At 60.2% G+C, this 20,339-nt stretch carries 18 protein-coding genes; 2 read left to right on the top strand and 16 right to left on the bottom strand.

Going from position 1 to position 20,339, the window contains the following annotated elements; all coding sequences use genetic code 11:
- Positions 1–78 precede the first annotated feature (78 nt).
- The 3 genes from AC07OC_RS17005 to AC07OC_RS16995 all read right to left on the bottom strand — a co-directional run bounded on the left by AC07OC_RS17005 (position 79) and on the right by AC07OC_RS16995 (position 3,683).
- The gene (locus AC07OC_RS17005; protein ID WP_218339796.1) at positions 79–1,626 is read right to left on the bottom strand and encodes an AMP-binding protein; all 1,548 of its coding nucleotides are present in this window, start codon (positions 1,624–1,626) and stop codon (positions 79–81) included.
- Positions 1,627–1,650: 24 nt separating this feature from the next.
- Positions 1,651–2,625, bottom strand: coding sequence for a Bug family tripartite tricarboxylate transporter substrate binding protein (locus AC07OC_RS17000; RefSeq protein ID WP_218366903.1), 975 nt, complete (start codon positions 2,623–2,625; stop codon positions 1,651–1,653).
- Between the two features lie 131 nt (positions 2,626–2,756).
- Positions 2,757–3,683: a LysR family transcriptional regulator gene (locus tag AC07OC_RS16995; RefSeq protein WP_218296204.1), complete on the bottom strand. Its 927-nt coding sequence runs from the start codon at positions 3,681–3,683 to the stop codon at positions 2,757–2,759.
- Positions 3,684–3,854: 171 nt separating this feature from the next.
- On the opposite strand from AC07OC_RS16995, the gene AC07OC_RS16990 reads away from it, so the two are divergent.
- Entirely contained in the window at positions 3,855–4,871 is a 1,017-nt protein-coding gene (locus AC07OC_RS16990; RefSeq protein ID WP_494601782.1) for a polysaccharide deacetylase family protein, read from the top strand.
- Positions 4,872–4,887: 16 nt separating this feature from the next.
- Positions 4,888–5,802, top strand: a complete 915-nt coding sequence (locus AC07OC_RS16985; protein WP_218339799.1) for an enoyl-CoA hydratase — start codon at positions 4,888–4,890, stop codon at positions 5,800–5,802.
- Positions 5,803–6,104: 302 nt separating this feature from the next.
- Here AC07OC_RS16985 and AC07OC_RS16980 read toward each other — a convergent pair whose 3' ends face one another.
- The 13 genes from AC07OC_RS16980 to AC07OC_RS16920 form a co-directional block, all read right to left on the bottom strand.
- The gene (locus AC07OC_RS16980; RefSeq protein WP_369643424.1) at positions 6,105–7,301 is read right to left on the bottom strand and encodes a M24 family metallopeptidase; all 1,197 of its coding nucleotides are present in this window, start codon (positions 7,299–7,301) and stop codon (positions 6,105–6,107) included.
- Between the two features lie 30 nt (positions 7,302–7,331).
- The gene (locus AC07OC_RS16975) at positions 7,332–8,303 is read right to left on the bottom strand and encodes a Bug family tripartite tricarboxylate transporter substrate binding protein (protein WP_494601779.1); all 972 of its coding nucleotides are present in this window, start codon (positions 8,301–8,303) and stop codon (positions 7,332–7,334) included.
- 190 nt (positions 8,304–8,493) lie between these two features.
- Positions 8,494–9,150: a TetR/AcrR family transcriptional regulator gene (locus AC07OC_RS16970; protein WP_255591051.1), complete on the bottom strand. Its 657-nt coding sequence runs from the start codon at positions 9,148–9,150 to the stop codon at positions 8,494–8,496.
- Positions 9,151–9,664: 514 nt separating this feature from the next.
- Positions 9,665–10,294 (bottom strand): EthD domain-containing protein, encoded by a 630-nt coding sequence (locus AC07OC_RS16965; protein WP_494601777.1) that lies wholly within the window; start codon positions 10,292–10,294, stop codon positions 9,665–9,667.
- 27 nt (positions 10,295–10,321) lie between these two features.
- On the bottom strand, positions 10,322–11,017 hold the full coding sequence (locus AC07OC_RS16960) for an EthD domain-containing protein (RefSeq protein WP_494601775.1): 696 nt from the start codon (positions 11,015–11,017) through the stop codon (positions 10,322–10,324).
- 22 nt (positions 11,018–11,039) lie between these two features.
- Positions 11,040–12,203 (bottom strand): NADH:flavin oxidoreductase/NADH oxidase, encoded by a 1,164-nt coding sequence (locus AC07OC_RS16955; RefSeq protein WP_218339805.1) that lies wholly within the window; start codon positions 12,201–12,203, stop codon positions 11,040–11,042.
- A 17-nt stretch (positions 12,204–12,220) separates the two neighbouring features.
- The gene (locus AC07OC_RS16950; protein WP_255591052.1) at positions 12,221–13,153 is read right to left on the bottom strand and encodes a DMT family transporter; all 933 of its coding nucleotides are present in this window, start codon (positions 13,151–13,153) and stop codon (positions 12,221–12,223) included.
- Between the two features lie 15 nt (positions 13,154–13,168).
- A complete protein-coding gene (gene fahA, locus AC07OC_RS16945) occupies positions 13,169–14,440 on the bottom strand; it encodes a fumarylacetoacetase (RefSeq protein WP_218296211.1) in 1,272 nt (423 codons plus the stop codon).
- A 6-nt stretch (positions 14,441–14,446) separates the two neighbouring features.
- Positions 14,447–15,766 carry a homogentisate 1,2-dioxygenase gene (gene hmgA, locus AC07OC_RS16940; protein WP_370627779.1) on the bottom strand — a complete coding sequence of 440 codons (1,320 nt, stop codon included), beginning with the start codon at positions 15,764–15,766 and terminating at the stop codon, positions 14,447–14,449.
- Positions 15,767–15,895: 129 nt separating this feature from the next.
- Positions 15,896–16,858, bottom strand: a complete 963-nt coding sequence (locus AC07OC_RS16935; RefSeq protein WP_218339806.1) for an MBL fold metallo-hydrolase — start codon at positions 16,856–16,858, stop codon at positions 15,896–15,898.
- Between the two features lie 32 nt (positions 16,859–16,890).
- Positions 16,891–17,601: an ABC transporter ATP-binding protein gene (locus AC07OC_RS16930; protein WP_218296213.1), complete on the bottom strand. Its 711-nt coding sequence runs from the start codon at positions 17,599–17,601 to the stop codon at positions 16,891–16,893.
- A gap of 15 nt (positions 17,602–17,616) precedes the next feature.
- Positions 17,617–19,395, bottom strand: coding sequence for a branched-chain amino acid ABC transporter ATP-binding protein/permease (locus AC07OC_RS16925; protein ID WP_218339807.1), 1,779 nt, complete (start codon positions 19,393–19,395; stop codon positions 17,617–17,619).
- Positions 19,392–20,315, bottom strand: coding sequence for a branched-chain amino acid ABC transporter permease (locus tag AC07OC_RS16920; RefSeq protein ID WP_218296215.1), 924 nt, complete (start codon positions 20,313–20,315; stop codon positions 19,392–19,394). Before AC07OC_RS16920 ends, AC07OC_RS16925 begins: the two co-directional genes overlap by 4 nt.
- Positions 20,316–20,339 lie beyond the last annotated feature (24 nt).

Below are 20,339 nucleotides of genomic sequence, written 5' to 3'. Positions count from 1 at the left end.
ATTCTCGCGTCTATCGGCGTGCGCCTGGCTTACCACCGGCGCACCAAAAAAAGCCACGGGACGCGAGGCTTGCCCGCGTCAAATCAACCTCGTCTCTCGCTCCCAGAAAGGCGCTCGCAGCTTCTTCTTGTCGATTTTTCCAAAGGGGGTCGTTGGCAGCGCATCTGCGAAGATGATTTGCTTCGGTGCAATCAGCGGCCCCTTGCGTTCCCGCACGTAGGCGATCAGGTCAGCTGCCTCGGCTTCCGCCCCGTCCCGCAACACGACGAACGCCGCGACGGCTTCACCCCACGTGGCATGGGGCACGCCGATCACGGCGGCGGATGCGACAGCGGCATGCGCGGCCAGAACATCCTCGACCTCCCGCGGATAGACGTTCGAGCCCCCTGACACGATCATGTCCTTCTTGCGGTCCACAATCGACAGGCGGCCATGCGGATCGGAAAAACCGATGTCCCCGGTGTGCAACCACTCGCCAGCCAGTGCTTGCCGGGTGGCCTCCGGCTGCTCGAGATAGCCTTGCATCACCGACGGGCTTCGCACGCAGATCTCACCGATTTCGCCCGCCGCCAGCGGCTGATTGCTGTCGTCGAGAATCGCGATTTCGGCCGTCGCCATGGGGTAGCCACACGCTGCCAGGGATGCAGGATCGTCCAGATCATGATCCTTGCGGCGCAAGATCGCGATGGGGGTGCATTCTGTCTGCGCATAGACCTGGGAAAAGACCGGGCCGATGCGTTGAATCGCTTCCCTCAGGCGGTCCGGCGAAATGACGGACCCCGCATAGACCACGAGCTCGAGGCTGTCCAGGTCGAACTCCTCGAGTGGCGCATCCAGAAGCTTGTAGATCATCGTGGGCACCATCAGGGTTGCACTGATGCGCTCGCGCTGGATGATCTCCAGTACCTGGCCTGCGTCGAACTTCTTTATCAAATGGACAGTGCCGCCACGCATCAGCGTCGGTGCAATCAACTGTCCTGTGACATGGCTGATCAACGCGATCGCCAAATATTGCACGCCATCGGGCAGCTCCAGTTCGCTGTTCATGGCGATGGACATCAGCGCGACCTGACCTGCCTCGCGCACGATGGCCTTCTGGCGGCCGGTCGTGCCCCCGGTGAAATTCAACGTGCCGATGTCGGTCGCGATCGCCCGCTCGACCGGTTCGACCTGTTCATGCCGGGCGACAAGCGCCAGAAGATCGGCACCGGGTCCAGCCTCTCCCACGTGGAACACGGAAACGCCCGGGAGCGCCTCGGCGAGTTCATGGGCTCGCGTTGTGAATCCATCCGTGTCGATGATCAGGACGGTAGCACCCACGTCGCGGATCTGGGACACCTGGGAGTCCAGCGAACTGAGCGGGTGCAACCAGCTGGTGGCAGCGCCGAGCCCCTGTGCCGCGACGGACGCGCACCAGGTCTCGTACCTGTTTTCCGTCAGCAATGCGACGCGCGCGCCCCGGCGCATGCCGTGCGAACTCAGCACCGCCTGAACTTTCCCCATGAAATCGATGGCGTCTTGATAGAGAACTGCCAATTCGCCCTGGCGGAAGGCTGTGCGGCCCGGGTACTTGCGCAAGGCACGCAGCACCAACGAGAAGAAGGTGGGGGGGTGATGCAGTTTCATATGGCTAAAAATCCCGATTGGTTCTCAGTCCAGCTTGATCTTGCTGTGCGAGATCAACTCGGCCCAAAGTGCCTGCTCGCGCCCGAGATACTGCGCAAACGCGTCCCTCGATCCACCCACGGGCTCCAGCCCCAGGGCCTCGAGACTGCGCTTGCGGAATCCCGGGTCGGCGAGAACCTTGTTGACTGCGAGATTGACGCGCTCCAAGACCGCCGGGGGCGTGCCGGCAGGAGCGGTCAGCCCGATCCAGTTCTCGCCGGAGAAAGCGAATTTCTGTTCGCTGATCGTCTGCACGCCAGGGAAGAAGTCGGACCGCTTTTCACCCATCACGGCGATCGCGCGCAGCCTTCCGGTTTCGATGTACGGGGCCACTGCGACGTGCGCCAACATCGCGGACTGCACGTCACCCGCCAACAAGGCCTGCATCAACGGCGCCGAGCCGTTGTACGGCACGTGGGTCAGCTGGGTTCCAAACACACGGTTGTACTCGGTCAAGAACACGTGCGAGGTGCTGCCCGTTCCGAAAGTCCCCCAGTTGACCTTCCCGGGATTCGCCTTGTCCAGTGCAGCCAGTTCGCTGAGGTTCTTCGCGCCGACGCCGGAGGAGACCACGATCGCCGCCACCATGTTCGCCATGCGGACCACGGGAACCAGGTCAGTCTTCGGGCTATAGGGCAGCTTCGAGTACAGCTGTGGATTGAGCGACATGATGTCGCCGTTGCTGATGCAAAGCGTGTAGCCGTCGGCGGAGGCCTTCGCACACCGCGTCGTCCCGATGATCCCATTCGCGCCGGCCCGGTTATCGATCACCACAGGCTGCCCAAGCTCCTTGCTGAGCGCCTCCGCCATCGGCCGAGCGAAGTTGTCCAGCACGCCTCCCGGCGGGTACGGCACGACCAGTTGCACCGGCTTCGATGGCCACGCCTGGGAAAATCCACTCTGAAGCGTCAAAGCGAGTACAGCAGCTATCGCGACCTTCACGCCATTTTTGATACACATATTCGTCTCCAATTTTGAAGTTGTCAGCAGGCGCACGTGTCCGCCAGACCCGCATATTCGCGAGGCGACGGCCTCCTGGCAATTCACTATTGGAAAACAGCAGTTTCGCCCTGCTTAACCCCCGTAACGTATCAACTCACGGTGCTCTGGCTATCGCGTGCATCCGCGCGCAGCATCTCGACGAATTCACGTGCGAACGGTGGCAGTTCCTCCAATCCTCTGATGCAGATGTACTGGGGTCGAATCGACCACTCGTCCTCCAGGCTCACGATGCGGATGTTCATCGACTTCGCATGGCGTGCGGCTGGCAGATGGGTGAGCACGCCGACGCCGATCCGTGCCTGAACCATCCGGCACAGTGCTTCGAAATTGCCGACTTGGGCTCGCAGATTGATGTGTCGCCTGAGCATTTCAGCCTGCTGGAGCAAGAAGTTGTGAAGCGTGCTCGATTGGGAAAGTCCGACGTGGTCAAAATCCAGCGTCTCGGCAAAAGAAACAGAACGCCGCTCGGCCAGAGGATGTCCTGCCGGCACAGCGAGCACCATGTGATCGGTGCGATAGGGAAGAATCTCCAGACCAGTTGTGCCAACGTCTTCGAGGATCACGCCGACATCAACCACCCCTTCCGCAACCGCTCGAACGATGTCGCTTGAAAGGCGTTCCCGCAAGTCGATGCTGGTTCCGGGCCGACTTGCGAGGAACTGCTCGATCACAGGCGGCAGAAATTCACTGATGGCAGTGGTGCTGGCCATGATCCGCAAGCGCCCATCGATGCCGTCGGAGATATCAAGCATCTCGGCACGCAACAGCTCGACCTGCTCCATGATCAGCCGCGCGTGCTTGATCATCGCCTGGCCCGCGGCCGTGAGCGTCAGCCCCTTGCTGGTCCGGTTGATCAGGCGCGTGGCCACCGATTGTTCAAGTTGCTTGATCCGATTGCTCGCAGCAGGCAGCGAGATGTGGACCTGTTCGGCAGCGCGCGTGAGGCTGTTGGTGTCGGCGATGCGCACCATCAGGCGAAGGTCGGCGAGATCGAAGTGGACAGAGCGCCTGGGCATGCCCTGTGGCCGCTCCTGGGGGCGGTCTAGCATGTGGATGACCAAATGCCGTCTTCGACATCCGGCCGCCTGCACTTTTCCATGCTGAAAGTCACCTTTCGTATTGTTGAATAGACGAGCGCCTGTGCAGCGGCGATGCTCGGGGACCGACAAATGATTGGTCCCGACATCATGCATTCCACCCCCGGCATCAACAAGACTCCCCTGCCCGTTTCACCCCTGGGCCGACTGAAGATCGCGATCACGATCGACGACATGCTGCTGCTTCGAGGGGTGCCAATGGCTCCCAGGCACAGTGTGCCATCAAACATTCGCGCGATCATCTCCGCCTTGAAGTCGCATGGCGTGGCCGGGGTTTACCAGTTCTCCAACACCGCCCCGATCGAAGACGACGCGAACTTGCTGGAGGTTTTCGACACGTGGGTCGAGAGTGGCCATCATGTGGCCAACCACACGCACAACCACCCACCGCTCAACTGGTTGGACGCAGACACTTACGCCCGCGATATCGAAGATGCAGAAAAGTACCTTGGCCGCTACATCAACCAGGCGCCAAGGCGCTGCTTCCGGTTCTGCATGGATCTGTGGGGCGACACCGCGTGCAAGTGCGGAGCCATCCTGGACAGGCTCGAGGACATGGGCTACACGCCGGTCCCGGTCAGCATCGGATTCCACGACATACGTTGGAATGCGGCGTACTGCCGGGTATTGAAACGCGGTTCGCCCGAGGAGGCGGCGCAGATACGTCGTGCCTATGTGGCCAGCGCGCTGCACGAGTTGCGTGTTCACGCGGCAAACGCGAGGGCGGTGTTCGGCCGCGACCCGATCCACATCTGGCTGATCCATGGCACGTCCATTGCCGCGGACTGCCTGGAGGAAATCCTGGACTGCTTTCGGGCCGCAGCAGTCGATTTTGTTTCGCTGGATGACGCCATGGGCGACCCCATGAACGCCGAGGTTCCTCCACGGATCAGTCCGGAATTCATCTTCCAGGTCGAGAAATGGGCACTTTCGCTGGGCGTCCCCGTCAGCGACCCCATCCCGTCAATCCTCGACGACATCGAAAAACTGCATCCCGCACCGGGCGAAATGCAGGCTGAGATCACCTTGCGGATGCGTGAGCACATCGCATCCGCCACGGGAGCCAAGATACAGCCGATCCCTCTTTACCCCAACCAGCAGCACTAACACAGCAGCCACTTCCATGCAGCCCACATTCTTCGACCCCCACACATACGACGGCGTGCGCTACGAGCACTTCACGCAGGACATCGTGAACATCGCGATGTCGCGACCGGCCGTGCGCAACGCGCAGAACATGGAGATGACGTACGCGCTGAATGCAGCGTTCGACCGCGCCGCGCAGGATGACGCAGTGAAGGTCATCATCCTCTCAGGGGACGGCGATCACTTTTCGGCCGGCCATGACATGGGCGGCGACCACAACAGAACCTGGCGTGACTTCCGCACGGTGGGCACCTGGGCTGCATTCGACGGCCCGGGCGTCGAAGGCCTCTATGGAAGGGAAAAGGAGATCTACCTGGAGATGTGTGAACGCTGGCGCAACCTCGCCAAGCCGACGATCGCGGTGGTGCAAGGGTCTTGCGTGGCCGGCGGTCTCATGCTTGCCTGGTGCTGCGACATGATCGTCGCGGCTGACGATGCCCGGTTTCGCGATCCAACGCTCGAGTTTGGCGTCGCAGGCGTCGAGTTCTTCATGCATCCGTGGGAACTGGGTTCCCGCAAGGCAAAGGAATGGCTGATGACCGGTGACTGGCTGACCGCTCAAGATGCAAAGCAATGCGGGATGGTCAATCAGGTTTTCCCGGCGGGTGCGTTGATGGAAAGCGCGCTGAACCTCGCCAAGAAGATCGCCAACAAGGGGAGTTTCGTCCTCAAGGCAGTCAAGGAATCCGTGAACCATGCACAGGACGTCGGAGCGCGTCGCAATGCCATGATGCACGCATTCGGGCTGCACCAACTTTCGCACCACCACAACAAGCAGCAGTGGGGATTGCTGGTGGACCCTCAAGGAATCCATCCGGCTCTTCGCGAGAAAATCCGCGTCCGGTTCAATCTGCAGGCACTGCCTGGCACCGGCGACAACCGGAAATCCTGACCATTGAACGTGCCTTGAACTTGATCCCGACGCCCTGCCGCCGACGCAGGCGCCGGACCATCTGTTGCGAACGCAGCAATGGCCTCAAGGGCGAGGCGGTGGTGCTTTTCGTCCTTGGGGCCGTTCAGTTGCTGCATGCGCGCACCAAGCCAGTGGCCGCCATCTACTCCTGCAACGCTTGACTGGCTGGACGGCAGGACGGCACTGCGGCATGCCGTCTTCCTCGAGCCACCGGGGTAACTACCGGACGGGATCAATTGCGATTCACCGGGCGTGGCGGCTTTGTGTGGTGAGCACCTCCTCTAGCCCACTGTGGCGTAGGCGAGGTCCTTGGGGGTCTTCACCAATACCTCCGGTTCATCACCGACCACTACCGTGTCATCGAGCCTGAAACCGCCCAGGCCATACACATAGAGACCGGGCTCTGATGAGTACACCTCGTCGGCCAGCAGCGCACGCGTATTGAAAGCCATGTCCTCGGGGTACTCATGCAGCATCAGGCCCACGGCATGTCCCGTGCGATGGAACACGTGGTCGGCCAGTCCGGCCTTCTCGATCACCGCCAGCGCCGCAGCGTCCATGTCGCACACGCGCCTGCCCGGGCGCGCGGCGGCGACGGCGGCATCGGTCGCGGCGCGCGCGGTCTCGAAGCATTGCACCTGCTGCGCGCTCGGCGCGCCGCAGAACCAGGTGCGTTCGTTCTCCACGTAGTAGCCATTCAAGCGCGGCAGCACGAAGTTGACGATGGTGTCGCCCGGTGCAATGCGGGCGCCGCATGAAGCGCCATCGCCGTGCGGCGAGGCTGAAGCGGGGCCGGTCAACGTCCAGCACTTCATGATTTCGAAATCCTCGCCGGGGAACCGCCTCGCGGCTTCCTCTGCCATCAACGCGGCCACGGTGTGATCCACTACCTGGACCAGGGCGCCGGCCTTGTAGAGCTCGCGGTAGCGGTCCTGCGCCCAGTCCGTCAAACTGCCGAGTTCTCGCATGATCTGCAGTTCCTCGGCATGCTTGACCCATCGCAGCGCACGCATCTCGCCGTGGGAGGGGCGCACCACCAGCTCAGGCAAATGGCGCTGCGCCAGCGCCAGCACCGGGTGCGGGAGATCCACCGCTAGCCGCGCACCGGCCAAGCCGTTCGAGTGCAGCAGGCCGGCCACCACCTCGGGCAATTGCGCTGGCAAGGGCAGCCTGTTCGTGATGCGGGGGTGCTCGCTGTAGTAGTGAATGCGGTCAGCGTCCAGCCACAAGCTCTGCTTTTCCAGGCAAAAGCGCAGGTGGTGGGTGGAGAGTTCGTTCATCACCGCGAACGGTGCGCCGTGGCGCGGCACAAAAAGGAACACCGGGCGCTCCCAGGGCCAGACGTCAAGCTGGAAGTTGCTCGCATACTGAAAGAAATCCGCAGTGGTGAAAACCAACGCATCAACGCGCAAGCGGTCCATCAGGGCCTGCATGGCTTGCGTACGGGCGTCGCGCACGGTGGTGGTGAGGCGGGGCATGGCGTTCTTTTCCTTCTTCGGGTTGCTCGCTTATTGCGCGATGTCGAGTTTCTTGATGAATGGCCCCCAGGCTGCAGCGTCACGCTGCATCAGCCGCTCGACCTCGGATGCAGGCGCCGAGATCGGCTCCAGCGTCTGCGCGGCCAGGCGCTCGCGCACCTCAGGGGTCTGGATCGCTTTGTTTATCTCAGTGTTGAGCCTCTGCACGATGGCCGGTGGCGTGCCTGTCTTGGCAACGATCGAGTACCAGCCCGGCACAGCTACGTCATAGCCAAGCTCCTTGAAGGTAGGCACATTTGGAAATGCATCCATGCGCTTGTCACCTGTCACGGCCAGCGCCACCAGCTTGCCGGTGCGCACCAGCTCCGTAATGCCGCCGGGCACGGTCGTCATGACCGGCGTGTCGCCAGCCATCAGGCTGGTGGTGGCGCCCGCGCCGTTGAACGGCACATGCTGTAGCTTCATGCCGCTGCGCTCAGCCACGAGCTCCATCGACAGATGGGTCGAGTTGCCGATGCCTGCCGATGCATAGCTGATCTGGCCCGGTGCTTCCTTGGCCTTTTTCACCAGCTCGGCAAAGCTGCGCACCTGCAGCGTGGGCGAGGCCAGCGTGACGAACTGCGTGTTGGCGAACACGGCCACCCCGGCAAAGTCGCGCGCAGGGTTGTAGCTCAGACGCTGATAGAGATAGGGATTCCAGGCCAGGTTGGACACCCCAGCGAGAAAAAGCGTGTAGCCGTCGGCCGGCTGTCCCACAGTGTAGCTCGCAGCAACACTGCCGTTTGCGCCGGGCCGGTTCTCCACCACCACGCTCTGGCCCAGGCCCTTGCCGAGCTGCTCGGCCAGGGTGCGCGCCAGCACGTCATTGCCCGATCCTGCGGCCTGGGGAACGATGAGCTTGATCGGCCGCACAGGCCAGGTCTGCGACCACGCTGGCAGCGCCAGCAAAACGCCCAAGGCGACGAGCACTTTCAACCCCGGACGACGGTTCAACGGCTTCATCATCAGCCCCTTTCAAAGAGTATGTACCGCATGGTACAGGTTGCAATGAACCGCATGGTACAGAAATCAAGGGAAAGCGCAAGTGCAAAAAAAAGCGCCCGAGCCAGAAGGCGCGGGCGCTAAGCAGAAGGCGGTTCGGGCGGCAGTCAGTCAGTCAGTCAGTCAGTCAGTCAGTCAGTCAGTCAGTCAGTCAGTCAGGATGAGGCGGCTGCGCGATGAGTTGGGCGAAGTACTTGAGGGCAGCAGTGGTCTCCTTGCGGTCCCCTGTCGCCAGCAGGTCCAGCATCAGGCCACGAAATGTCGCAAGCTGCAGCCTCGCACGCAGCCGGGCCTCTTTCGGGCGCAGACCCAGTTGGTGGATCATCTGGCGTTCCAGGGGTTCCAGCCAACTTGCCACTACGTCCTGTAGGAAATCCGCATGGCGCTCAGGGTTTCGCACTGCTCGGCCATAAAGCTCGAACAGCAGTTGCATCACGGGCAAGTAGCTCTCGGTCGAGAAGCGGTCCCATGCGCGCTCGATGTTGCCTGCCATGCCGAGGTCGTTGCCCAGGATCTCACGGCGCTTGGCCACCTCGTCGCGGCGGATTTCGTGTAGCACACGCTCCCAGAAATGATCGGCCGAACCGAAGTAGTAGATGAGCATGCGGTGGCTGGTACCAAGGTGCGGTGCGATGGCCCGCAATGACCAGTCCCCGAAGCCATGCGTCAGCACATGCTGACCCGCCGCAGCCAGCAACTGACGGGCTTGTTCGCCATCGCGCCTGGAAGGCGGTGTCGCGTTACTCCCGGAATCTTTGGGAGCTTTTCCGGGCTGTGCATTGGCAGTGTGCGAAGGGGGCGTCGTCATGCAGCGCATTTTCGCAGCACGATGGCCACTCTCCTCGTCCGAGTGTTCGCGTTCGCATGCGATCAACCTTGAACGGTGGACCTCCGCTATTGCAGGGAGGCCCAAGGCGCTGCCTGGTAGATTGCCCGTTGAGCGCATAAAGCTGTCGTATGTCAGATGGGGCACAAGCGGCTGCAACCAGCCTGAAGCAGCCCATCCGACTCCCCGCAGACCTTTGCGAACTTGACCCCAAAAGCGCCTCAACCGAGGCGCTTGGCATTTCGCGACACGGAATTCTTCCGACGGACTTTATGGTTGGAATCAACCCGTATGCGGGCCAATGAAAGTCGATAACAGGACCCCATCATCCATGCGGCTTTTTCCATGGTTGATCAAATGGGTTGTTGTCCTAGAGTCGGAAACACCGCCGAGTTCACCTTCGCACTTGTGCGGCACGCAATCACAGCGGTCAGAGTTCCACCAGGAATGCGGCAAGGAAGCAAGGATTCGCGCACCGGCACGGACAGGTGGCGCCTTACCTGATATGGAGCCGGTCGACGAGATAGGCTACGCCATCTGTGGTGTACTTCTCGACCACACGGCGGAGCCTGGACTCGGGCTCGAAAGCTTCATGAGCCTTCGCGACACTGGCGAGCCAAGCGGAAATGACCCCTGTGGGAGGTACAGGCTCCGCCCAGAGTCTCTCGCGCCGTGCCGTCGACACCGTCCAGTTCAGCACCGAACGCATCCCTGAAGCCTTATCCAAGTCTTGCAGTTCAGACCACAACGCATTGCGCGTCTCTGGTTGCGCATGGAACGGAATGAGCACCTTGGTGCATTGCTCTTGGGGTTCGTCGCCCTGCTCCTCCACAACGCACAACGTCCAACCCTTGAGGAACTGCGGCTCGTCGGCCGGAATGAACTTGGCCCCTACAACTGACGCTTGGGCCTGCCGCATGGCCTCGGCGTCGGAGAAAGACAGTTCGACGACACCATCCACGGTGAAGGCCGGCTCACCATCGCTCGCCCACAAAACCTTGTCCACCCGGTTGTGCGTGTATTTGACAATTCCATTCATCCCGAGCGCAAGCTGCGCATGAGGCCCCGCCCAATATGCACGGAAGTCACTCGTGGCCATCCCTTCCCTCTTGGCCAGGAGCGTCATACGTTTCATCATCTGAAGCCCTTACCGTCAGAGAATTTGCCGCTCGGCCACCACAAACGCCGTGATTTCAGACAAAAAAGTCTTGGCATGAGCCATTGTTTCCTTGCCAGCGTCTGAACCGAACGCTGCACCAAGCGTCTCCGCGTCCTTGAACCAAAGCTCGACGATCCCGTCGATAGGAAGATCGCTGTAGGCACAGGGGCGCCCTTTCACTCGTTCCCGTCCAGTGATCACATTCTGGCGGTAGGCGCTGACGCCAGACATCTTGCGAACCAGGTCGCCGTGAGTCTTCCATTCTCGACGGAACTCCTCTTCGCTCAGGGTCGGCAGACGCTTGATGACCGACATGCGCTTTAGGAGTTGGGAGCGCTCTTTCTGTGGAGGCACCGGAATGACCACGGACTGCTCGGCGGTCACGATGTGCAAGTCACCAAGGAAATACTGCTCGTCCTGGATGAGGTCGTTCGCCAAATCGCTATCGCTGAAAGCTCGGTCAGACTGCTTTGCGTCGTCAAAAGACAGTTGCGAAAATCCATCGAAATCCCATGGCCCCCTCGCGAAGTCAATGCCTCGCTGCAGTCGATCAACGATGGGGTTTTGCCAATACTCGCGCAAATTGGGCAACTGACTGGCGAGCGCTCCATGGCTATCGCGCCAATATGAATTGAAATTCTCAAAAGTCCAGCCGACTTTTTTTCGGATGAGTCCCATGCGTACCGCCATATGCGTGTCCTTCCCTTTTATGTCAGCTCTGCTGCTCGGCAGCCTCCGCACGTGCTCGCGCCAAGCCGGGTGCACGTTTTCCCAGCCATATGCCATGGCGAATGGGCCAGCGCTGGTAGTTCGAATCCATACCCAATGCACCCGCCGCGTGGTGAGCCCAATACGGATCGAACAAGGCCTCTCGACCCAAAGCGATCAGATCAGCCTTGCCTTCTTGAAGTACGGCCTCTGCCTGAACCGCATCGACGATCATTCCAACCGCCTGCGTGGGCACATTGGCGCCATGCCGAATGCGTTCAGAGAACGGCACCTGAAAGCCCAGTCCACGTGGCACCGGAAGTGCGCGCGTTTCCTCAGTCAACCCGCCCGATGAGCAGTCGATGACGTCCACGCCGACTTTGGCCAACTCGCTTGCGAGGACAACCGAATCCTCCAAGCTCCACCCGTCAACGCTGCCATCCACTGCGGACAGCCTGCAGAAGAGAGGCTTGCTGGCAGGCCAGACAGCCCGCACTCGGGTTGCCAGTTCGACCGCAAGTCTCATGCGGCCATCGAGGCTGCGGCCCCACTCATCGTCTCGGTGGTTTGAGTTCGGCGACAGAAAGCTGGCGACTAGATAGCCGTGACCGAAGTGCAACTCCACGACGTCAAAGCCCACCTTGTCCGCCCGCACTGTTGCATCGACGAAGCGTTGAATCGCGTCCTCAATCTCCTGAGCATCCATAGCTCGGGGCGGGGACCAACCTGGACCTGCAGCGAGCGCGCTGGGGCCGAGCCGCTGCCAAGGCTCGGTGTCGGCTTGCATTTCCGTGTCACTCAATGCCGCACCTCCCTCCCACAGCGGCTGGCTACCCGACTTTCTGCCCGCGTGAGCCAGCTGGACGCCAATTGCACAGTCGTTTGCGTGCACGAAATCGACCACTGCCTTCAGCGGCTCGATTTGGCTGTCATCCCACAAACCCAAATCCGCGGTTCCAATACGGCCACGCGGGTCGACAGCAGTACTTTCCGTCAAGATGAGACCTGCGCCACCAAGTGCGAACTTCCCGAGGTGAACCATATGCCAGGAAGTGGCCCGCCCCGCTTCGGCGGCATGCTGGCACATCGGAGATATGACAACGCGATTTTTCAACTGCAGCTCTCGAAGCCTCAAAGGCTGAAACAACAGCGGCTCATGGATAGTCATGATGAAATTTGAAAGGCTTAAGAGTTCGATGAAGGCGGCACTGGCGGTCTAGTGCCGAGGAAAGTGCCGGCCATGACTGCGAAAAAGCCCACGAGGTGCCACGTAGTCAAACGCTCGTCCAGCAACATCGCAGCAAAGAGCACGCCGAAAACAGGAACCCAGTAGAGGAAGACCGCTGTGCGTGCTACACCAATAGAGGCAATGGCGCGGTTCCAAAGCAGATTGCTCAAGGCCGTGGCCATCACCCCGGAGAACAAGATCAGCGCCCATTGCCACCATCCAGGGAAAATCGCTTCAGGGGCCAAGGAAGGACTTCTGATTGCCGCCTGCAGCACTAGCATCAAAGTGCCAACGAGGTAAATGGACCAGCTGATGGTCAAGGGATGTAAAGAGCGCGCAAGGCGCTGCACCAGCGCCCCCCCGGCCGCAAAGCTCACCACCCCCGCCACCAGCATCAGATCGCCAATGCTCGCACTAGACAGTCCGGCGCCGGGGTGACTAAGCACTACAGCAGAGACACCGCCAAAGCCCAAAGCAACACCGAGCAGACGTTGCGGGGTCAGGCGCTCACGGAACATGATCGCGGCAAGCACTGCAGACACCAAGGGGCTGAGAGCCATGATGAGAGCGCCGTTCGTCGCAGTAGACCGCTGCAACCCCTCTGCGAAGAGCAGTTGATTCAGGTAGACCATCAGTACGCCGCACCCAACCAGGGTACGAACTTGCTTCCAATCCAGGCCGGTAACTATCTGGCGTTTCCAGACCAGAATTCCTGACAAGACAGCTAGCGCCACAACCATCCGCAAGGCTGCGAGCATGGAAGTTTCGAAGCTGAGGGTCAGCTGCTTCACCACGGTGACATTGAGCCCCCAGATCGCCATCGCGGCGATGAGGGTCACCTGCACCCCAAGTGCCCGGCGACTCACGGTGCGCGGACTTTCAGGATGCATGGGTTCCGCGCTTCTTCATGACGCCGCGACCGTGCCAGCGCAATCCCCAAACCCAATGCGCACCGCACCTTCGGCTTCGCACCACCCGCGCAGGATCAGCGTATCTCCATCTTCAAGGAAGCTGCGGACCTCTCCGTTGGGTAGTTTGACCGGGTGCTTTCCACTTGTCGTCAGCTCCATCAACGAGCCCGCCTCGCTCGGATCTGGGCCAGACAGGGTCCCAGACCCCAACAAGTCGCCAGCCTGCAAGTTGCACCCATTTACAGTGTGGTGCGCTACCAATTGCGCGGGGGTCCAGTACGCCGCTCGACTGGCATTGGTTCTTGAAAGGGGCACAGGGCCCTCGCCCGCGTCGCGCATCGTTTGGGTCTGCAGAAGAACCTCAAGAGATATTGAGAATGCTCCCCTTTTGCGATTGCCGTCACCGTCAAGGTACGGGAGGGGTTGCGGGTCTTCGGGGGGCCGCTCGAACGCTACGCGAAAGGGAGCCAATGCCTCCATGGTCACCATCCAAGGGGACAAGGTACTTGCAAAATTCTTGGAGAGGAAGGGGCCCAGAGGCTGATATTCCCAGCCTTGGATATCACGCGCGGACCAATCGTTGAACAGGGCCACTCCAAAGAGATGAGACTCAGCATCTCCAATCTCGATGGACTCTCCCTGCTGATTGCCTGCCCCTACGAGCCAACCCAGCTCCAGCTCATAGTCCAGGCGCCTGGACGGCCCCAAACCAGGTACAGACATGTCGGGAGCCTTGATCTGGCCACGGGGCCGCTTGAAGGTGACGCCGCTCACACCGATCGAAGATGCGCGGCCGTGATACCCAATGGGTACCCATTTGTAGTTGGGCAGCAATGGGTTGTCTGGACGGAACTGCTTGCCCACCGTGGTCGCGTGGTGAACACTCGTGTAGAAGTCGGTGTAGTCGCCCACACGGCAAGGCACTGTGTACTCGCATTCAACCTGCGGCACCAGGGCGCCCAACCAGGTCGCACGTTGAGGACTTCCGTCACGCAAGCCTTCAGAAATCTTGTGACGCAGGGCCCTCCGATCGCTCATCGAAGCGCCCATGACGAGGTTCATGTCGTCGGTGTCAATCAAACCGGCGGCCCGAAGACCCAAGACCTGATCACCAATGGCCACGCCGATCTTCCAGTCGCCCTGACTATCCACTCGCTTGAATCGCCCGAAAGGCAAGTTCTGCACTGGGAAATCGCAGCCTGCAAGATTGGCCGAATCGACCCAGCTCTTTAGCTTCGGGTCGTGGGTAGCGTCGATGTCATACATAGTCTCTTAACTCCTTCCGGCAGGCTTGAACTGATCCTTGAGACCCGCCCAGCAGTCGGCATAGTCATGATCCAAAGGCGCCTTGCTGAGTGCGAAGGCTGAAGGAATGAAGCGATACCGGCTTTCAAACATGAACGCCAGGGTGTTGTCCAGCTTCTGTGGTGTCAGCTCCACGTTTGAGGCCTTTTCAAAGGCCTCTTCATCAGGGCCGTGCGGCACCATCGCGTTGTGAAGGCTGGCACCGCCAGGTTTGAACCCACCAGGCTTGGCGTCGTACTCGCCGTAGACCAGGCCCATGAACTCGCTCATCAGGTTGCGGTGGTACCAAGGCGGTCGGAAGGTGTCTTCCATGACGAGCCATCGCGGCGGGAATATCACGAAGTCGCAGTTCGCCGTGCCAGGCGTATCGCTGGGCGAAGTAAGCACCGTGAAGATGGACGGATCTGGGTGGTCGAAGCTGATGGAACCGATGGCCATGAAGTTGGCCGTGTCGTACTTCACCGGCGCCAAGTTTCCATGCCACGCCACAACGTTAAATGGCGAGCCCTTCGCAGGTGCAACCCAGAAGTGCCCACCAAATTTCTTTATCAGCTCGCAGGAACCTGTTTGCTCTTCGAAGGCAGCAACAGGAGCCAGAAAATCTCGCGCATTCGCAAGCCCGTTCGACCCAATGGGCCCCAGTTCAGGCAAGCGAAACTGCGCACCATAGTTCTCGCACACATACCCCCGCGATGGTCCATCCGGCACTGCAACTTTGAAGACCAAGCCACGAGGCAAGACTGCAATCTCCCCGGGCCTGAGATCCAGGACGCCCAATTCGGTTGTGATGACCAACCGCCCTTGCTGGGGGACGATGAGCAATTCACCATCCGCATTGACAAATGCGCGCCTGTCCATGGACTTGTTCGCCAGGTACACCAAAGAACCCACACCCGCTTGCGCATCCGCGTCGCCATTGGCTGCCAGGGTTCTCATTCCATCAACGAAGTCGATTTCCACGCCCTCCTCGAAAGGAATGGGATGCCAGCGCATTGGCTCTGGTGCGAGGAGCGTTCCGCGATCGCCACCCGTGGTCCACAACGGCTGGTGGTATGCCTTGTAGCGCCCCGCCACCACCGAGGGCTGGCGTCGGTACATCCATGTACGGCGGTTTTCATGCCTCGGCGCGGTGAACGCAGTTCCAGAAATAAGCTCGGGATACAGGTCAAACGGAGCCCTTTGCGGGCTATTGCGCCCCTGAGGCAGCGCGCCAGGCACGGCCTCCGTGGCATGCTCGTTGCCGAAGCCACTTTGATAGCGGCGTTCCGAATTCAAGTGGTCAATCACGCTTTGCTCCTTGACAGGTATTGCGGGCCGGCAAATCCCCAGAATGCAGGGACGGACCGACCCGTCCGCACCGTCCCAAAGGTCGGTCCGAGCCGAGATAACAGATGGTTAGGGACTGAAGGAGAAACCTCAGCCTTCCAGCGTCTTCCACATTTCGATGTCGCGCTCTGCAGTCCAGATGCGTGGATCAGCGTATTGAGTCGCCTCGTCGTAGCAACGGGTTACATCGAACGGCATGCAGTGGTCAAAGATGACCCAGTGACCATATTTGGGCTTCAGCGCTGCGAATGTCTCCTTGTAGATCGTGTTCAGATCCTTACCAGCAGAGACGCCCTTTTGCACATTCGCATACACGTCGGCAATGAATTCACCTGTCTCTGCAAGGCCTTTGGCGACCTCTACAGGAGTGGTCAGAGCCACTCCGCGTCCTGGCACCAACGCCGTTGGTTTGAGGGCAGCAAGATTTTTCAGGGTTTGCGGCCAGTCCTTGAAGTAGGCGTCGCCCGCATAGGGTGTGGCGCCGAACTCGACCAGATCGCCAGACAGCAGAGCACCCTCACCAGGCAGCCATACGACGGTATCGCCTTTGGTGTGACCACGGCCGAGTTGCAACAACTGGACTTCCACCTTGCCAAGCCACAGCGTCATTTTTCCGGTGAAAGTCATCGTGGGCCAAGTCATGCCAGGGGGTACGGTCTCAACTCCCGCGAAGAGACGAGGGAAGCGACCAATTTCGCTGGCCTTGTCCTGCTCGCCACGCTCAACGATCAAATCGTAGGTGTCCTGGCTCGCAAGGATGTGATCTGCGCCGTATGCACTGGCCCCGAGCACGCGCACAGCGTGGTAGTGCGTCAGAACGACGTACTTGATCGGCTTGTCGGTCACCTCGCGAATACGGCGGATGACGTCTTGCGCCATGGCCGGCGTGGCCTGTGTATCAGCCACGAGCACTGCGTCGTCGCCAATGATGATGCCGGTGTTTGGATCGCCTTCTGCTGTGTAGGCCCACGCGTGTTCGGATATCTGGCTAAAGGTGACCTTCTTCTCTTCAAGGTCGGCTTGCGAGGCAAACTTCTTGGTTTCTTGGCTCATGGGATATTCCTTCTGAAATAGATTGATGACGGTCAATGTGAGCCGAGGTACGCGGCCTTGACCTTGGGATCGTTAAGGAGTGCACTACCAGTCCCCTCCAAAGTGATGTGGCCAGTCTCGAGCACGTAGGCACGATCTGCGACACCGAGAGCCTGCTTGGCCATCTGCTCAACCAGCAGGATCGTCAGACCCGACTCGCGCAGCTGGCGGATGGCATTGAAGATGTCTTTGATGATCAAAGGCGCCAATCCGAGAGACGGCTCGTCCAGCAACAGGAGCCGTGGCTCACTCATCAGCGCACGCGAGATCGCCAACATCTGCTGTTCACCGCCCGACATGGTTCCGGACAACTGGTTCTGACGCTCACGCAATCTCGGGAAGCGGTTGAACTCTCGCTCGATCGCCGCTTCAATCGCGGCTGGATTGCGCCGGCGGGAGTAGCCGCCCAACATCAGGTTCTCGCGAACTGTCTGGTCGGCAAAGACACCTCTGCCCTCGGGCGACATGGCTACCCCCAGCGCGACGCGCTCGTGTGCTCTGACTTTCGAGACATCCTTCCCATCAATCTGTATGCTGCCTTCGGCAACGGGTTCCAGCCCGCAGATGCTTTTGAGAAGAGTGCTTTTGCCCGCGCCATTCGCACCGATGATGGTGACCACTTCGCCCTCTCGCACTTCCAAGCTCACGCCTTTGACGGCCTGGATCGCGCCATAGGCGACCTTCACTGAATCGAGTTTCAACATAGGGTGCTTTCCAGATCAGGGGGCGACAAGAGCGTCCGCCGGTTCGTCAACGCCTAGGTAGGCCTCGACGACACGGGGGTTGGCTTGCACTTCAGAGGGCTTTCCCTCTGCGATCTTGATCCCGTAGTCCAACACGATCACGTGGTCGGAAATCGACATGACGAGATCCATGTGGTGCTCCACCATCAAGATGGTCACACCGCACTTGCCAATACGGACAAGAAGATCGCCCAACTCCGCTGTCTCTTGTGGATTGAGACCTGCAGCTGGCTCGTCAAGCAACAGCAGTTGAGGCTCAGTGGCTAGCGCCCGTGCCAGCTCGACACGGCGCTGAAGGCCATAGGGGAGGCTGCCGGCCGGTTGATAGGCCAGATGCAGCAGACCGACCAAATCCAGCAGTTGCAAGGCGCGGGCGCGGGTGGCGGCTTCCTGCTTTCTAGCGCTGGGTAGCGCAAACAAGGATGCGAGAAACCCATTCGTCATACGCGTATGGCGGCCCAGCATGACATTGTCCAGAACCGACAGATCTGCAAACAGCCGCAGGTTTTGGAAGGTGCGCCCCATTCCCATACGACAGATCGCATGCACCGGTCGGCTCGATACCTCCTGGCCAAGAAACTTGATCGAGCCTTCACTTGGATCCAGAAGACCCGTGAGCATGTTGATCATCGTGCTCTTACCCGCACCGTTGGGTCCGATCAGCGCGTGGATATGCCCACGCTGAAGTCGGAAAGACACGTTTTGAGCAGGCCGTACTCCACCGAAGTTTTTGGTGACACCTTGGGCCACCAGCAACTCGCCCTCTCCCTGCGGACCAATGCGCGTCGGAGCTGCGGATTTGATAGGCATGCCAGGGGCAGCCGCCGGCCGGCGGAACCACGTCGAAAGAAGCCCCATGACCCCTCCCGGCATGATGTAGAGCGCAAACAGCAGCAGAAATCCATAGAGAAAGTGCTGGGCTGACGGCCAACGGGCCAGAGCAGCGTCGATCACAGTCAGAACCACTGTTCCAACCAAAGGGCCGTACTGCGAGCCGGCACCACCAAACAGCACCAACAGCAGAATAAAGATCGACAGATGGAATGTGATGAAGTCGGAGTTGATGTACTGGTTCTGTTGTGCCACCAGCGCGCCAGCAATGCCACAGGTAACTGCCGCAACCACAAAGGCTATGACCTTGGCTCGATAGACACGGACGCCCACCGAAGATGAAGCGATCTCATCGGCTTGCAGTGAGAGCAGCGCCCGGCCAAAACGGCCCTGCAAAAGATTGCGCAGCAGCAGATGCGTCACCGCGCACAGGGCGATGCCCAGCCACACCCATTGCAGGGACGTAAGGGGCTGTCCGTTCCAGGTCAGTGGCTTGATGCCGTAGATACCCTGGGCGCCCCCAAAAACGTCAGTCCATTCTCCGACGAGCTTTTCGACAACGATGCCGAACGCCAGCGTCACCATCGCGAGATAGGGTCCTTTGACCCGCAAGGACGGCAGCGCGATCAGCACGCCGCAGATGCCAGAGACAACAGCTGCCAACGACAGCGCGAACCACGGGTTGATCTCCGTGCGCGTTGTGATCAACGCCACCGCATATGCCCCGGCTGCGAACAGGCCAGCCTGGCCCAGTGACTTCTGCCCTGCATAGCCCACAAGCACGTTCATGCCTGCAGCACAGAGGTAATACACGCACATCATGAAAACGATGCGCAGGTAGTAGTCATTTCCCAGAAAGGAAACCAGGCCTGCGAGAACAGCGACGGCAAGCATGACCCCGAAAAGATGCTGGCCGCGCTTCATACCTTCTCCACCATCTGCTTGCCGAAAAGACCGGTCGGCCGGAACGCAAGAACAAGAATGACAAGGGCAAAAACAGCGACCTCGCGCCACTGCGCCGACCACAGGTTCACCAGGGACTCAAGGACGCCGAGAACGAACCCGCCAATCACACAACCACGTGGATTGCTCAACCCACCGATCATGGCGCCGGAGAATCCCTTCAGCCCCACGGTGAGGCCCATGAAAAGGGATGCCTGCGCAATAGGAGCGAGAAGGAAGCCTGAAAGGCCAGCCAGCGCAGAACTGACAACGAAAGCGCCAATCATCACTGCGTTGGTATTGATGCCCATGAGGCTCGCGACGTTGCCGTTAGCCGCAACAGCCCGCATGGCCTTGCCCACCATCGTTCGGTTCATCACAAAGTCGAAGCCAATCATGATGACCACGGCGACCCCCAACGTGAGCAGCTCCTGCGGTCGCACACCGACTCCCATGAGACGTATGACAGTGTCGCCCACCGGTCCCGGGACGACCACCGGCTTGGGGCCCCAAATGGCCAAGCCGATACTCTGGAGGATGACGCCAAAGCCCAGGGTGCTCATGACCCATGCCATGCCAGGCCGCCCAGCGAAAGGGCGTACGCCAATCACGTAGAGGAGCCATCCCAAAAAGCCCATCACTCCAAGGGCTGCAACAAGCGCCAGCAGCTGGGCACCGGCACCAGGCTGGGCCTGGCCGAACGTAGTGGAAGTCACAGGAAGACCGAGGACGAGGAAGAGCGCGCTCATGCCGATGAATGCACCCGCGGACACGAATTCCCCATGGGAGAAATTCAAGGTCTTGGTGGTTGTAAATGTGATGCTGAAACCCAGGGCTACCAGGGCGTAGGCACCGCCCACGGCCAAGCCACTGAGAATCGCCTGCAAGAGCGCCTCTGTCATTGTTATCTCCGAGATGATTTCCTG

It is taken from the genome of Acidovorax sp. GW821-FHT10E04 (genome assembly GCF_059415185.1).
Note: the sequence above shows the minus strand (reverse complement) of the source record. Positions and strands in the feature narration are given on the sequence as shown.

What these genes read in the sequence shown, in the direction of transcription:
- AC07OC_RS17000 (WP_218366903.1), bottom strand. Translation starts at nt 2,625, where the DNA reads ATGTGTATCAAAAATGGCGTGAAGGTCGCGATAGCTGCTGTACTCGCT.
- AC07OC_RS16990 (WP_494601782.1), top strand. Translation starts at nt 3,855, where the DNA reads ATGCATTCCACCCCCGGCATCAACAAGACTCCCCTGCCCGTTTCACCC.
- AC07OC_RS16925 (WP_218339807.1), bottom strand. Translation starts at nt 19,395, where the DNA reads ATGAAGCGCGGCCAGCATCTTTTCGGGGTCATGCTTGCCGTCGCTGTT.
- AC07OC_RS16955 (WP_218339805.1), bottom strand. Translation starts at nt 12,203, where the DNA reads ATGACTATCCATGAGCCGCTGTTGTTTCAGCCTTTGAGGCTTCGAGAG.
- AC07OC_RS16930 (WP_218296213.1), bottom strand. Translation starts at nt 17,601, where the DNA reads ATGTTGAAACTCGATTCAGTGAAGGTCGCCTATGGCGCGATCCAGGCC.
- AC07OC_RS17005 (WP_218339796.1), bottom strand. Translation starts at nt 1,626, where the DNA reads ATGAAACTGCATCACCCCCCCACCTTCTTCTCGTTGGTGCTGCGTGCC.
- AC07OC_RS16920 (WP_218296215.1), bottom strand. Translation starts at nt 20,315, where the DNA reads ATGACAGAGGCGCTCTTGCAGGCGATTCTCAGTGGCTTGGCCGTGGGC.
- AC07OC_RS16995 (WP_218296204.1), bottom strand. Translation starts at nt 3,683, where the DNA reads ATGCCCAGGCGCTCTGTCCACTTCGATCTCGCCGACCTTCGCCTGATG.
- AC07OC_RS16960 (WP_494601775.1), bottom strand. Translation starts at nt 11,017, where the DNA reads ATGGCGGTACGCATGGGACTCATCCGAAAAAAAGTCGGCTGGACTTTT.
- AC07OC_RS16985 (WP_218339799.1), top strand. Translation starts at nt 4,888, where the DNA reads ATGCAGCCCACATTCTTCGACCCCCACACATACGACGGCGTGCGCTAC.
- AC07OC_RS16970 (WP_255591051.1), bottom strand. Translation starts at nt 9,150, where the DNA reads ATGACGACGCCCCCTTCGCACACTGCCAATGCACAGCCCGGAAAAGCT.
- AC07OC_RS16935 (WP_218339806.1), bottom strand. Translation starts at nt 16,858, where the DNA reads ATGAGCCAAGAAACCAAGAAGTTTGCCTCGCAAGCCGACCTTGAAGAG.
- AC07OC_RS16975 (WP_494601779.1), bottom strand. Translation starts at nt 8,303, where the DNA reads ATGAAGCCGTTGAACCGTCGTCCGGGGTTGAAAGTGCTCGTCGCCTTG.
- fahA (WP_218296211.1), bottom strand. Translation starts at nt 14,440, where the DNA reads ATGTATGACATCGACGCTACCCACGACCCGAAGCTAAAGAGCTGGGTC.
- AC07OC_RS16965 (WP_494601777.1), bottom strand. Translation starts at nt 10,294, where the DNA reads ATGACGCTCCTGGCCAAGAGGGAAGGGATGGCCACGAGTGACTTCCGT.
- AC07OC_RS16950 (WP_255591052.1), bottom strand. Translation starts at nt 13,153, where the DNA reads ATGCATCCTGAAAGTCCGCGCACCGTGAGTCGCCGGGCACTTGGGGTG.
- AC07OC_RS16980 (WP_369643424.1), bottom strand. Translation starts at nt 7,301, where the DNA reads ATGCCCCGCCTCACCACCACCGTGCGCGACGCCCGTACGCAAGCCATG.